Origin of the sequence: Halomonas sp. DP8Y7-1, assembly GCF_019801685.1 — a bacterium.
GTDB lineage: Bacteria > Pseudomonadota > Gammaproteobacteria > Pseudomonadales > Halomonadaceae > Halomonas > Halomonas litopenaei_A.
In genome coordinates this window covers 463231-476207 of the sequence record NZ_JAHVIN010000014.1, presented here as the reverse complement: position 1 = coordinate 476207, position 12977 = coordinate 463231, and the positions used below count along the sequence as shown (strand labels likewise).

Sequence of the window (12977 nt, the reverse complement as noted above, 5' to 3'; positions counted from 1 at the left end):
CCACCATCGCCCCCGCGCTACACGCAGACTCAGATGTCGCCGTGCTGGCGGCTCCGAAGGTGCCGGTCACTCCGCTTTACCGCCCACCACGTCAACCCCAGCAGCGGAGACGCAATGGCGATACCCAGCAATATCTGCTGTGCGATCGTCATAGCGAGGCCTCCCCGGCTGGCCGGTGGGTCGGCATGACAACATTGCCGGCAAGCCGCGACAGCCGCTGGGTCGCCAGCACGAATGCTGGAACACTCAAGGCAATCACGATGACGGCCGTGAGCAAGCCCTGCTGCTGCAACAACATCATCATGATGGCGGCGGCGGTCACCAGGAATGTCGCCAAGGCCGCCGCGACTTCAAGCGCCAGCTTGGTCAAGAACAACTCGCGGTACTGCAGATAGGCATCGCCTTCCAGGCAGCCGTCCTGAGGCTCGCGAGATGACCTTGCTGCACATGGCTCTGAACCTGTGTCTGACCATGACGTGACTGATGATGTCATTGTTGGGGGATAGCGCGTATCGACCCTCTGCTGCTCCTGGTATCGGCTCATTTGTTCGATTCCCCTGTCGTATCGCTGTGGGCAACCAGGCAGCACATTTGCCTGACGGGGCCTCTTGGATGGCGGTTCCTCTGTCCTGGAGGACGCTGGCACCTGGCCGGATACTGGTGAGTTTAGTCGGCGGCTGCGAAGGCTACTGTGGACATGCTTGCTAAGGAATAGAACCGGGACCAAATCACACTCTGCCCCCCATCTTGTCGTCACAAAAGGGGAGAAACGCTCACATGAATACGCAAGAAAGTAAGCATCTTCTTCGCAGTCAGTAGCTATTCACCCAACCCTGGAGATATCGCCCCTTGCCGATCGCTGGCAGAGCAAAAAAGACCCGCCCAGCTTGGCTGGGCGGGTCTTGGTATGACGGACACCAGGCGGGAGGCTAGCGTGTCGTCAATCTATCACCAGCGGGCACATTACAGCCCTGCTGCACTCCGCAGCGCATCGGCACGATCCACCTTCTCCCACGGGAAGGCGGTGAAGGTCTCGGTGTGAGTCTCGCCCTCGGTATCGGTCCAGCTATAGCTGGCCTCGAAGGGTTCACGGCCGAAGTGGCCGTAGGCCGCCGTCAGCTGATACATGGGGTGCAGCAGGTCGAGCATGCGGGTAATCGCATTGGGGCGGAGGTCGAAGTGTTCACGCACCAGCTCGACGATACGCTCATCGTCGATACGGCCTGTACCAAAGGTATTGATGGAAACAGAGGTCGGCTCTGCTACCCCGATCGCGTAGGACACCTGAATCTCACAGCGCTCTGCCAGCCCCGCTGCCACGATGTTCTTGGCCACATAGCGGCCTGCATAGGCGGCGCTGCGGTCGACCTTGGACGGGTCCTTGCCGGAGAAGGCGCCGCCACCATGGCGCGCCATGCCACCGTAGGTGTCCACAATGATCTTGCGCCCGGTCAGTCCACAGTCTCCTACCGGACCACCAATCACGAACTTGCCGGTCGGATTGATGTGGTAGCGGGTATTGTCCGACAGCCACTCCGCCGGCAGCACATGTTCGATGATCTCGCGCTGAACCATCTGACGCAGCTGTTCCTGATCGATCTCCGGATCATGCTGGGTCGATAACACTACCGCGTCGACGGCACAGGGCTTGCCCGTATCGTCGTAGCGCATGGTCAGCTGGCTCTTGGCATCTGGACGCAACCAGGGCAGCAAGCCCTGCTTGCGCAGCTCGGCCTGACGCTCGACCAGACGATGGCTGTAATGAATCGGCGCCGGCATGTACGACTCGGTCTCGTTGGTGGCGTAACCGAACATCAGGCCCTGATCGCCAGCCCCCTGATCCTCCGGCTTGTCGCGATCCACGCCTTGGGCGATCTCGACACTCTGCTTGCCGATCAGGTTCATCACCCCGCAGGTTTCCCCGTCGAAGCCTACGTCGGAGGAGGTGTAGCCAATATCCATGATCACCTTGCGCACCAGATCTTCGAGATCGACCCAAGCGGAGGTGGTGATCTCACCGGCCACGATGGCGACACCAGTCTTGACCAGCGTTTCGCAGGCCACGCGGGCATTCTTGTCCCGCGCGATGAGCGCATCGAGCACGGCATCGGAAATCTGGTCAGCAATCTTGTCCGGGTGTCCTTCGGACACGGACTCGGAGGTAAACAGGGAGTATTCGCTCATGGCGTCCTCGACCCTCTGTAGGATAATCGGCAGGCGGGCCTGGCAGGTGGAAACAGAAGCGTCCGCTGGAGCGGGCGCAATGTGCAGATTCCGCGCGGACCTGGCGGAGCAGAATTCTACACGCTCGACCGCTCTGTTCCTAGCGATCCGGCTGCCTGCGGGCCGCCGCTACGGCCAGGGTCAAGGCTGCGTGCATTTGATGGATCGCCCTTTTCCGGCGACAATATGTCCCCGACCGATCTGCGCCGCCCCTTCGCCCTCGCTGTCCGCGGGCTTGACTGGCGGCGCTCAGCCTTGACGCCGCTGCGCCGCCCACACCGGGCACGCCAACGTCAGATTGACACTTTGCCCCAGGCGAGGAGCCCTCAATGCCGTCCCGTTTCGAACTGGCCAACGCCATTCGCGCCCTTTCCATGGATGCTGTCCAGAAAGCCAACTCCGGCCACCCCGGAGCCCCGATGGGCATGGCCGATATCGCTGAGGTACTGTGGAACGACTATCTCGTCCACAACCCCGACGATCCCAAGTGGGCCGATCGCGACCGTTTCGTGTTGTCCAACGGCCACGGCTCCATGCTGCTCTACTCCCTGTTGCACCTGTCCGGCTATGACCTGGGCCTGGAAGAGCTGCAGAACTTCCGTCAACTGCACGCCAAGACCGCCGGCCATCCGGAATACGGCTACGCGCCAGGCGTCGAGACCACCACTGGACCGCTTGGTCAGGGGCTGGCCAACGCGGTGGGCATGGCCATGGCGGAGCGCACGCTCGCGGCGCAATTCAACCGTCCGGGTCATGAGGTCGTCGATCATCACACCTACTGCTTCCTGGGTGACGGCTGCCTGATGGAAGGCATCTCCCACGAGGTCGCGTCCCTCGCCGGAACTCACAAGCTGGGCAAGCTGGTCGCCTTCTACGACGACAACGGTATCTCCATCGACGGTGAGGTCGAAGGCTGGTTCACCGACGATACTGCCAAGCGCTTCGAGGCCTACGGCTGGCACGTGGTGCCCAATGTCGACGGCCACAAGCCCGAGGAAATCAAGGCGGCCATCGAGATGGCCCGCGCCCAGGATGATCGTCCCAGCCTGATCATCTGCAAGACCATCATCGGTTTCGGCTCCCCGAACAAGCAGGGCAAGGAAGAGTGTCACGGCGCTGCGTTGGGCGAGGAAGAAGTCGCCGCAGCCCGCAAGCAGCTTGACTGGCCCCATGCGCCGTTCCACATCCCCGAAGAGGTGTATCAGGGCTGGGATGCCTGCGAGCGCGGCAAGCAGCACCAGGCGGACTGGCAAGCACGCTTCGAACGCTACCAGGAGGCACACCCGGAACTGGCGCGTGAATTCCTGCGGCGTCAGAAGGGCGAGCTGCCTAGCGAACTGAACAGCGAAGCACTGGTTGAGGCGGCACAGCAAAAAGGCGACACCATCGCCTCACGCAAGGCGTCCCTTGGCTGTCTGAACGAGCTTGGCCCGCAGCTGCCAGAATTGCTTGGCGGCAGCGCCGACCTGGCACCGTCCAACCTGACCTTCTGGAAGGGCGCTGAAGCCATCACCCCGGAAGCCCCTGGCGGCAACTACCTGCACTACGGGGTGCGTGAGTTCGGTATGGGCGCCATCATGAACGGCATCGCGCTGCATGGTGGTTTCGTTCCCTACGGTGCCACCTTCCTGATCTTCATGGAATATATGCGCAATGCCGTGCGCATGGCGGCGCTGATGAACCAGCAGGCGATCTTCGTCTACACCCACGACTCCATTGGCCTGGGTGAAGACGGACCGACCCACCAGCCCATCGAGCAGCTGACCAGCCTGCGCACCACCCCCAACCTGTGCACCTGGCGTCCTGCGGATGCGGTCGAGACGGCAGCAGCCTGGGCCCATGCCATCAAGCGCAGCGCCGGCCCCACTGCGCTGGTCCTGTCACGCCAGAACCTGCCCCACCAGGACCGCAGCAAGAGCCAGCTGGCCAATATCCAGCGCGGCGGCTACGTGTTGAAGGACAGTGAAGGCACCCCTGAGCTGATCCTGATCGCCACCGGTTCCGAGCTGACCCTGGCCATGCAAGCCGCCGAGTCACTTGAGGCCGACGGCAAGCAGGTGCGCGTAGTGTCGATGCCGGCCACCGATGTGTTCGACAGCCAGGACGCTGACTACCGAGAGTCGGTCCTGCCGCGCAATGTGCGTGCACGCCTGGCCATCGAGGCGGGACACCGCGACTACTGGACCAAGTATGTGGGCTTGGACGGCGACGTCATCGGCATGTCCAGCTTCGGTGAATCGGCACCTGCCGGCGATCTGTTCAAGCACTTCGGCTTCACCGTGGACAACCTGGTGGCCCGCGCCAAGGCTTTGCTCGACTAGGCCATCAGCGCTTAGCTCAGCCAGTCCGGCTACAGGTTCCACACTCAGCGTGTGGCTGCTGACAGCGCGTACTGGTGGTGAGCGAAAAATGAAAGGGGCACGGCGAACGCCGTGCCCCTTTTTTGTCGAACCGCACCGAGCTGACTCACGGCAGCGAGAGAGACGGGCCTGAGTGGCTGAACAGGCACTCTGACCCGGTCCGCTCGATCCTGATATCAGGTTTGTCCCAGGCGCCGTCAGGCGATTGTCACGTCCGGGGCGAGATAGACGTCCTGAATCGCATTAAGCAGGGCAACGCCCTCGCGCATCGGCTTCTGAAACGCCTTGCGGCCGGATATCAGCCCCATGCCCCCGGCACGCTTGTTGATGACAGCGGTGCGCACGGCCTGGGTCAGGTCCCCCTCCCCGCTCGAAGCGCCCCCAGAGTTGATCAGCCCGGCACGCCCCATGTAGGCGTTGGCCACCTGATAACGGGCCAGGTCGATGGGGTGATCGCTGGTCAACTCGCTGTAGACCTTTTCATGGGTGTTACCAAAGCCGATCTTGCGGTAGCCGTCGTTGTTCTCAGGCAGCTTCTGTTTGACGATATCCGCCTTGAGCGTTGCCGCCAGGTGGACCGCCTGGCTGGTGAGGTCTGAGGCAACGTGATAATCCGTTCCCTCATGCTTGAAGCCCGGGTTACGCAGGTAGGCCCACAGCACGGTGACCATTCCCAGCTCGTGCGCACGCTCAAAGGCGGCACTGATCTCTTCGATCTGACGACGGCTTTCGGGTGAGCCAAAGTAGATCGTCGCACCGACCGCTACGCAGCCCATGTCAAAGGCCTGGTCGACCTCAGCGAACAGCGTCTGGTCGTACAGGGCGGGATAGGTCAGCGTCTCGTTATGGTTGAGCTTGAGCATCATCGGAATGCGATGAGCGTAGCGACGCGCGACCGACGACAGACCACCAAGGGTAGAGGCCACGGCATTGCAGCCCCCTTCAATGGCCAATTCGACAATGTTGGCGGGATCAAAGTAGATGGGGTTGGGCGCAAAGGATGCCCCGGCGGAGTGCTCGATCCCCTGATCCACTGGCAGGATACTCAGATATCCTGTACCGCCCAGCCGGCCGTGATCGAACAGCGTCTGCATGCCCCGCAGCACCGCCGGGGTCCTATCGGAGTCCATCATGACGCGGTCGACAAAGTCGGCACCGGGCAGGTGCAGCTGCTCCTTGGCAATTCCACGACACTCGTGCGTCAACAGATCCTCTGCCTCGGCGCCCAGCCAGCTGGCAATATCACTCATCATGCATCTCCCTGTCGTGCCCGAATCCGTCGGGCGGTCGGTAAAGGTCAACGTCAACAGGGTAGCGGAAGAGCATCACGAACGAGAGCCCCCAAAGCTGACCCGGGTGTCAGTTATCGGCACAATGGCTCATTTCCATTGGCCCCAGTCAGTGACATGACGCACTTGAGGAATGATATGGCGGCGCTCAATACATCGGTTCTACGAGGTTTCCTGTGGCTTTGCCTGTTCTGGCTGGCTGGCGACCTGGCAACAGGCATCGGACAGCTGCCACTATCCCCCGGCGTCGTGGGGTTGATGCTGATGACGGGCTTCCTGCTGGCGCGTGGCAGAATGCACGCCGACATTGCTGCGGCGGCACAACCTTTGATCATGCTGCTGGCGATGCTGATCATGCCCGGCGTGGTCGGCGTCTTCTGGGTCTTCGACCAGCTGGCCGGTTACTGGCTGGCGGTCGGCCTGGCGCTGACGCTGGGTACCCTGCTTAGCGTGGCCAGCACCTTGTGGCTGATGCAGCGTCTGCTTCCCCAAGACACGCCGCCTGCACCCTTCAGGAAAACCCCATGAGCCTGTCCATCACGGATTACCTGAGCATGCCCATGCTGGCAATCGTACTGTCGATTGGCGCTTATCTCGCGGGTATGGCCCTGTTCAAACGCCTGGGCTCGCCGGGATGGTGCCCCCCGGTATTGCTGGCTTCGCTGCTGCTTGCTGCCTTGCTGAAGGGGGGCTCCATCGACTACGCGGACTATCGCGAAGGAGCACAGTGGCTGATGCTACTACTGGGCCCCGCCACCGTCGCCTTGGCCGTGCCGCTCTATCAGCAGATGCACCACGTACGCGCGCTGTGGAAACCACTGCTGGTGTGCTTGCCCATCTCTACGGTGCTGGCCGCCTTCTATGCGCTGGCCATCGCCTGGTCGCTGGGGGCGCCACCGGAGCTTTTGGCCTCGCTGGCCCCCAAGTCAGTGACCGCCCCTATTGCCATGGGGGTGACAGAGCGCCTGGGAGGCTCCGTGTCGATCTTGATGGGGGGCCTGCTGATCACCGGCGTCGCGGCAACGGCCTGTGTCAGCTTGCTGGGCAAGGTGTTCAAGATCAGCGATCAGCGTCTGCTGGGCCTGGCGCTGGGTATCAACGGCCACGCCATCGGCACGGTGCGTGCCTTTGAACTGGGCCCCACCGCTGGCGCCTTTGCATCGCTCGGCATGACCTTGACCGGCGTACTGACGGCCTTGCTGATGCCATTGGCCTGGGAGCTGACAGGGCTTGCTGGCTGAAACGATTCACTGCCTCAGGGTACGCCACAAGCGGCCAGTAGCCGCGACGTGGGGGCCGATTTGAGATAGACTCTCGCGCCTGTGTCCATCCCACTCAGGAGAGTGTCGAGCCCCATGGCCCAGCGTATTGCCATCAATGGCTACGGTCGCATTGGCCAGTGCGTCCTGCGAGCCCTCATCGAGCGCAATGACCCTTCCCTGGAAGTGGTCGCCATCAATGAGCTATCGGGCCTCGATACCATTACCTACCTCACTCGCTACGATACGACCCATGGTCGCTTTCCTGGCAGTGTGGAAAGCCGCGATGGCCACCTGCTGATCAATGGGCACCCCATCCGCGTGCTGTCAGAGGCAGAGCCCGACCGACTGCCCTGGAAAGCGCTGGATATCGACCTGGTGCTGGAGTGCTCAGGCAGCTTCAAGGACCGCGCTACCGCCGAGCGACATCTGGCTGCCGGCGCCCGGCGTCTGCTGTTCTCACAGCCCGCAGAGAGCGATGTCGACGCCACCATCGTCACCGGCATCAATGACAGCGACCTGACTGCCTCCGCCAGGGTGATCTCGGCAGCATCGTGCACCACCAACTGTCTGGTGCCGATCCTGACCATTCTGGATGAAGCCTTGGGCATCGAGCATGGTGTCACGACCACCATTCACTCGGCCATGAACGACCAGCCAGTGATCGATGCCTACCACCAGACCGATCTGCGCCTGACTCGCTCGGCCATGCAGTCTATCGTGCCGGTGGATACCGGCCTGGCGCGGGGGATCAACCGCCTGATGCCGCACCTGGCAGAGCGCTTCGAGTGCCTGCATGTGCGGGTGCCGACCATCAATGTCTCGGCCATGGACCTGTCGATCTGTGTGCAGCGCGATACCTCGGCCCAGGCTGTCAATCGCCTGCTGCAGGAGGCCAGCAACTCCAGGCTTGCTGGCCTGTTGGGGTACACCGAGGAGCCCATGGCGTCCATCGACTTCAACCACGATCCGCGCTCCGGTATCGTAGACGCCACCCAGACGCGGGTGGCCGGTGGTCGCCTGCTGAAGCTGCTGTGCTGGTTCGACAATGAATGGGGCTTCGCCAACCGCATGCTCGACGTGGCCACGCGCCTGAACCAGTTGCCCCGAGCGTTACCATGATGCCTCTTCCCCTGGCCATTCTTTCCTACTCGATGTCTCTCTCAGACCGTTCAGACGAGGATCTGCCGACATGAACGTGCGCAAGATGACCGATCTCGACCTCAAGGGTCAGCGGGTGCTGATTCGTGAAGACCTCAACGTACCCGTCAAGCATGGTCAGGTGACCAGTGATGCCCGACTGCGCGCCAGTCTGCCGACGATCAAGGCCGCCCGGGATGCTGGCGCCAAGGTCCTGCTGATGAGCCACCTGGGGCGCCCCACCGAAGGTGAGCCCGCCGATGAGTTCACGCTTGCACCGGTGGCCGCCTACCTGGGCGACCTGTTGGACTGTCCGGTACGACTGGTCACCGACTATCTGGACCAGGCCCCGGAACTGGAAGACGGCGACGTCGTACTGCTCGAGAACGTGCGCTTTAACAAGGGTGAGAAAAAGGACGACGATGCCCTGGCCCAGCGCTATGCGTCACTCTGCGACGTGTTCGTGATGGATGCATTCGGCACCGCCCACCGCGCCCAGGCATCGACCCACGGCGTCGCACGCTTTGCTCCCACTGCCTGCGCCGGCCCGCTGCTCGCCGCCGAACTCGACGCCCTGGAGAAAGCCCTGGCCACGCCCAGACGGCCGATGACGGCCATTGTCGGTGGCTCCAAGGTTTCCACCAAGCTTGAGGTGCTCAACGCCCTGTCCGAGAAGTGCGATCAACTGATCGTTGGCGGAGGCATCGCCAATACCTTCATCGCAGCGGCGGGACACAACGTCGGCAAGTCGCTGTACGAAGCCGATCTGGTGGGCAAAGCCAAGGCCTTGATGGCCAAGGTCGAGATCCCGCTGCCTACCGATGTGGTCGTGGCGACCGAGTTTTCCGACTCGGCAGAGGCGGTCACCAAGCCAGTCGACCAGGTTGCGGACAATGAAATGATTCTGGACATTGGTCCAGAGAGCGCCGCGCGCCTGGGCGATATGCTGAAAAGCGCCGGCACGATCCTGTGGAACGGCCCTGTGGGCGTGTTCGAGATCGACCAATTCGGCGGTGGCACCGAGGCCCTGTCCCACGCGATTGCCCAGAGCGACGGTTTTTCCATCGCCGGCGGTGGTGACACCCTGGCCGCCATCGACAAGTACGGCATCGCCGACCAGGTGTCCTACATCTCTACCGGTGGCGGCGCTTTCCTTGAGTATGTCGAAGGCAAGGAACTGCCCGCGGTCGCTGCCCTGGAAGCAGCGGCACGTCAGGCCACTGGCGCCTAACCACCCGATTACGTCATGGGCGTGCCTGCGGCACGCCCCTTACCCCTAATAGATTCAGGTATCTCCATGGCACTCGTCAGCATGCGCCAACTGCTGGATCACGCCGCCGAACACGGCTACGGCGTCCCGGCCTTCAACGTCAACAACCTTGAGCAAGTCCGCGCCATCATGGAAGCGGCCGATGCCACCGACTCACCGGTCATCCTGCAGGCCTCCGCAGGGGCGCGTAAATACGCCGGCGCTCCCTTCCTGCGCCACCTGATCCTCGCCGCCGTTGAAGAGTTTCCGCATATCCCGGTGGTCATGCACCAGGATCACGGCACCAGCCCCGCGGTGTGCCAACGCTCCATCCAGCTCGGTTTCTCTTCGGTCATGATGGACGGCTCACTCGGCGAAGATGGCAAGACGCCTACCGACTACGCCTACAACGTCGACGTCACTCGCCGCACGGTCGATATGGCCCATGCCTGTGGCGTGTCCGTGGAAGGCGAGCTGGGTTGCCTGGGCAGCCTGGAAACCGGCATGGCCGGCGAAGAAGACGGTATCGGCGCGGAAGGCAAGCTCAGCCATGACCAACTGCTGACGGATCCGGAAGAAGCGGCTGACTTCGTCAAGTCCACCGGTGTCGATGCCCTGGCAATCGCCATCGGCACCAGCCACGGTGCCTACAAGTTCACTCGCCCGCCGACCGGCGACACGCTGTCGATCCAGCGCATCAAGGAAATCCACGAGCGTATTCCGGACACCCATCTGGTCATGCATGGCTCTTCCAGCGTGCCCCAGGAATGGCTCCAGGTCATCAACGCCCACGGCGGGGCGATTCCCGAGACCTACGGTGTACCGGTTGAGGAAATTGTCGAAGGCATCAAGCACGGTGTGCGCAAGGTCAACATCGATACCGACCTGCGTCTCGCCTCCACGGGTGCCGTGCGCCGCTTCCTGGCTGAAAACCCGGCAGAGTTCGATCCGCGCAAGTTCCTCAAGCTGACCGTGACGGCCATGAAAGATATCTGCATCGCCCGCTATGAGGCCTTCGGCACTGCCGGCAATGCCAGCAAGATCAAGCCGATCAGCCTGGACGACATGTTCGAGCGCTATGCCCGCGGAGAGCTGGACCCCAAGGTGAAGTAACACCACCGCGAGCAGCCCGCTGGATCGATACGCCCTCGCCTCCCAAGGTGGCGAGGGCGTTGTAGTATCGGCTGCGGGGCAGGCGCTGATTCATCAGAGCGCAGACGGTACCTCACTGATCCGCAGCCCACAGCCATCACCCTGTGGCTTAGTCGGTAGCGTCTTCCAGGCGCCGCCTCAACGGAATGTTGCTGTCCGCTCTGTGCGTGGCGAGTGACAGGTCTGCACGAATATCCGCAATGGCGTCCAACACCGGCTCCAGCGCTGTCAGCTGGCGCGGAGCACGCAGTCGGCGCTCCAGAGACCGATAGACCTCATCGGGATCCTCACCCGGTGCATGGCTGGCGGTGAAGGGCGCCAGGGACGGACCATTGGCGGCGACAGGCTCGAACAGACGCGCATAGGGGTCTTCTCCCGACCAGGACAGACACAGCAAGTGATCCCGTGTCACCTGCACATTGAGATCGGGCAGGCTTCGCGCCAGCCGCACCAGCGTATCGATCACATCGCCGGAGAGAAACGCCGCCAGTGCCTCGCTCTCTTCCGTACAGGCGACGAAGTAACGGGCGAAGTCGCCTTCTCCCCACACCTCACCTGTACTGCCATGATGCAGCGGGCGCCATTTCCCCTCTCGCAGGTTGCAAAGATCCACCGCCGCGACATGTTGCAGATCGCAGATCAGACCATTGCGATAGTAGGTGCGGCGGTCCTTGTCCGTACCCTCGTCATAGGCAAACCGGTAAACCCAGTACTCACCCGCAACACGGTCATCGATCGCCTTGCGACAATAGAGCAGCTCGCCATTGTCTGAGTATGTCCGCTGAAAATCGGTGATCTTGCCGCGCAGCGTCGCCAGCATGGCGCCAAGATCCACGTCCGGCTCGGCCAGGCGAAAATCCAGCTCTGCCGCGCGCTGCACCAGCTGACGCAGAAAGGCGGCGACATGTTCGGTGGCATGGAAGTCAAACCCAAGCAGAGCCACCCCGATCACCGCCAGGGGCAATAGCCACGGCCAGGAGAGCCCCCCCGCCAGCGTAATGACAAAGCCCAACGTCCCGAGCAACAAGCACAGCAAGCCTAGCGCCGTCATGCCGGCGGAGGGTCGCGGGTTCAGAGAGATTCCCCGGTCCCGGGCACGGTCCAGCACGTCGATCAGCGCCTCCCGAGACAAGGCCGCCTCGGCAGTGCGTTTTTCGCGGCGCACGAACCGGTATGCCTTCCAAAGCGGCGTCATCGTCGCGGCCCTCGTCTACTCATGTCTTTCTACTCATGTCGATAAATGATCTCGTCCACTCGGGGAAGCGCGCGGTGCCAGCCGTCTAGGTCATGACACGATCTTGACCCTGCGGCGGGTGGCGCATTTGTTCAGGGCAACTCGAAGGCACGCCCTTCTTGTCGGACGCTGGAGCTCTCCGCGAGTGAAACACATCTCATCATTTCCCCTGAGACATAGCTGTGCCCAAGCGATAGACATGGCGCACTACAGCGCAGTGACTAGCGAGGGCTCTCAGGAGGGGAGGCCATTGGCTGACAGGGGCATCGACCCGGGCAAGCGCTACTGAGACAGGAAAATAAGGGCTCACCCGGAACGTCTCCGCGGACAATGCGTTATCCGCCTCCCGGGAGACTTGGGGCTGGGGCTTGGGCTTGGGCTTGGGCTTGGGCTTGGGCTTGGGCTTGGGCTGGGACAGCCGCCATCGCCCAAGGCTTTTGCATGCGCGGCGCGAAAGCGGTGGAGCTGGTGGGCTAGGCCCAGAGGAAGGTCACGTCATGAGGGGCACCGCCAGGCATCATGGAGGTGTCTGGCGCCCTGAGCGCCAGACACACAACCACACCCGCGAAACGTCTACTTGCCGGGTCGAGGCAGACGGTGCCGCGAGCGCCGGCGCTGAGCGAGGGCCTTGTTGCCGGCGCTGCGCCCGACGACCCGCGCTACGCCCACTAGGACTCCCGTGGCAGCGCCCCATAGCAGCGCGTCCCGCCAGCGCACGTCGTCCCGCTCAGGATTATCCGGCGGCTCGGCATCCGCCACCTTGCGATACGTCTTCTCGGCTGCCTGTCTCGACATCAGGCTGGCCCCTACCGCGGCGACGGATCCGACAATGGACCACAGTGTTTCTTCCTTCACATTTACCTCCTTGAACGCTGACGATGCCCGCTTCACTGGCGGGCAAATCAAACGGGTACTCCTTCCCCGAATGTGAGATGTCGAACATCACGCCAAATCAGCATAGCCAAGACCGCCCCCTCCCCTCAAACCGGTCATTCATGCACCGCAATAGTGCACAATGCGCAGCGTGAGAAAACAGTGTTCAAAAATTATGGTTTTCGCCTACGAACACAG

The 12977-nt window shown here is 62.4% G+C and carries 12 protein-coding genes; 6 read left to right on the top strand and 6 right to left on the bottom strand.

Going from position 1 to position 12977, the window contains the following annotated elements:
- Positions 1-29 precede the first annotated feature (29 nt).
- The 3 genes from KUV41_RS19600 to metK all read right to left on the bottom strand — a co-directional run bounded on the left by KUV41_RS19600 (position 30) and on the right by metK (position 2184).
- A complete protein-coding gene (locus KUV41_RS19600; protein WP_261315831.1) occupies positions 30-152 on the bottom strand; it encodes a hypothetical protein in 123 nt (40 codons plus the stop codon).
- Entirely contained in the window at positions 149-370 is a 222-nt protein-coding gene (locus tag KUV41_RS19060) for a hypothetical protein (RefSeq protein WP_206942530.1), read from the bottom strand. Before KUV41_RS19060 ends, KUV41_RS19600 begins: the two co-directional genes overlap by 4 nt.
- 593 nt (positions 371-963) lie before the next feature.
- Positions 964-2184, bottom strand: coding sequence for a methionine adenosyltransferase (gene metK, locus KUV41_RS19055; RefSeq protein ID WP_222238033.1), 1221 nt, complete (start codon positions 2182-2184; stop codon positions 964-966).
- 368 nt (positions 2185-2552) lie between these two features.
- Here metK and tkt point away from each other — a divergent pair, with 368 nt between their 5' ends.
- Positions 2553-4544 (top strand): transketolase, encoded by a 1992-nt coding sequence (gene tkt, locus KUV41_RS19050; protein ID WP_206942526.1) that lies wholly within the window; start codon positions 2553-2555, stop codon positions 4542-4544.
- Between the two features lie 236 nt (positions 4545-4780).
- Here the strand turns inward: tkt and KUV41_RS19045 are convergent, their stop codons facing one another.
- Positions 4781-5833 (bottom strand): class I fructose-bisphosphate aldolase, encoded by a 1053-nt coding sequence (locus KUV41_RS19045; RefSeq protein WP_206942525.1) that lies wholly within the window; start codon positions 5831-5833, stop codon positions 4781-4783.
- Positions 5834-6010: 177 nt separating this feature from the next.
- Here KUV41_RS19045 and KUV41_RS19040 point away from each other — a divergent pair, with 177 nt between their 5' ends.
- The 5 genes from KUV41_RS19040 to fba all read left to right on the top strand — a co-directional run bounded on the left by KUV41_RS19040 (position 6011) and on the right by fba (position 10633).
- Complete coding sequence (locus KUV41_RS19040) at positions 6011-6400, top strand: CidA/LrgA family protein (RefSeq protein WP_222486998.1); 390 nt, start codon at positions 6011-6013, stop codon at positions 6398-6400.
- A complete protein-coding gene (locus KUV41_RS19035; RefSeq protein ID WP_222486997.1) occupies positions 6397-7113 on the top strand; it encodes an LrgB family protein in 717 nt (238 codons plus the stop codon). Before KUV41_RS19040 ends, KUV41_RS19035 begins: the two co-directional genes overlap by 4 nt.
- 114 nt (positions 7114-7227) lie before the next feature.
- Positions 7228-8253: a type I glyceraldehyde-3-phosphate dehydrogenase gene (locus KUV41_RS19030; RefSeq protein ID WP_206942519.1), complete on the top strand. Its 1026-nt coding sequence runs from the start codon at positions 7228-7230 to the stop codon at positions 8251-8253.
- 70 nt (positions 8254-8323) lie between these two features.
- Positions 8324-9502, top strand: a complete 1179-nt coding sequence (locus tag KUV41_RS19025) for a phosphoglycerate kinase (RefSeq protein WP_222486996.1) — start codon at positions 8324-8326, stop codon at positions 9500-9502.
- Between the two features lie 66 nt (positions 9503-9568).
- Positions 9569-10633 (top strand): class II fructose-bisphosphate aldolase, encoded by a 1065-nt coding sequence (gene fba, locus KUV41_RS19020; RefSeq protein ID WP_206942515.1) that lies wholly within the window; start codon positions 9569-9571, stop codon positions 10631-10633.
- A gap of 148 nt (positions 10634-10781) precedes the next feature.
- Here fba and KUV41_RS19015 read toward each other — a convergent pair whose 3' ends face one another.
- Together KUV41_RS19015 and KUV41_RS19010 are read right to left on the bottom strand one after the other, a co-directional pair.
- Positions 10782-11867 carry a hypothetical protein gene (locus tag KUV41_RS19015; RefSeq protein WP_222486995.1) on the bottom strand — a complete coding sequence of 362 codons (1086 nt, stop codon included), beginning with the start codon at positions 11865-11867 and terminating at the stop codon, positions 10782-10784.
- A 612-nt stretch (positions 11868-12479) separates the two neighbouring features.
- The gene (locus KUV41_RS19010; RefSeq protein ID WP_222162134.1) at positions 12480-12761 is read right to left on the bottom strand and encodes a DUF4235 domain-containing protein; all 282 of its coding nucleotides are present in this window, start codon (positions 12759-12761) and stop codon (positions 12480-12482) included.
- Positions 12762-12977: the final 216 nt, after the last annotated feature.

What these genes read in the sequence shown, in the direction of transcription:
- KUV41_RS19600 (WP_261315831.1), bottom strand. Translation starts at nt 152, where the DNA reads ATGACGATCGCACAGCAGATATTGCTGGGTATCGCCATTGCGTCTCCG.
- metK (WP_222238033.1), bottom strand. Translation starts at nt 2,184, where the DNA reads ATGAGCGAATACTCCCTGTTTACCTCCGAGTCCGTGTCCGAAGGACAC.
- tkt (WP_206942526.1), top strand. Translation starts at nt 2,553, where the DNA reads ATGCCGTCCCGTTTCGAACTGGCCAACGCCATTCGCGCCCTTTCCATG.
- KUV41_RS19045 (WP_206942525.1), bottom strand. Translation starts at nt 5,833, where the DNA reads ATGAGTGATATTGCCAGCTGGCTGGGCGCCGAGGCAGAGGATCTGTTG.
- KUV41_RS19040 (WP_222486998.1), top strand. Translation starts at nt 6,011, where the DNA reads ATGGCGGCGCTCAATACATCGGTTCTACGAGGTTTCCTGTGGCTTTGC.
- KUV41_RS19035 (WP_222486997.1), top strand. Translation starts at nt 6,397, where the DNA reads ATGAGCCTGTCCATCACGGATTACCTGAGCATGCCCATGCTGGCAATC.
- KUV41_RS19030 (WP_206942519.1), top strand. Translation starts at nt 7,228, where the DNA reads ATGGCCCAGCGTATTGCCATCAATGGCTACGGTCGCATTGGCCAGTGC.
- KUV41_RS19025 (WP_222486996.1), top strand. Translation starts at nt 8,324, where the DNA reads ATGAACGTGCGCAAGATGACCGATCTCGACCTCAAGGGTCAGCGGGTG.
- fba (WP_206942515.1), top strand. Translation starts at nt 9,569, where the DNA reads ATGGCACTCGTCAGCATGCGCCAACTGCTGGATCACGCCGCCGAACAC.
- KUV41_RS19015 (WP_222486995.1), bottom strand. Translation starts at nt 11,867, where the DNA reads ATGACGCCGCTTTGGAAGGCATACCGGTTCGTGCGCCGCGAAAAACGC.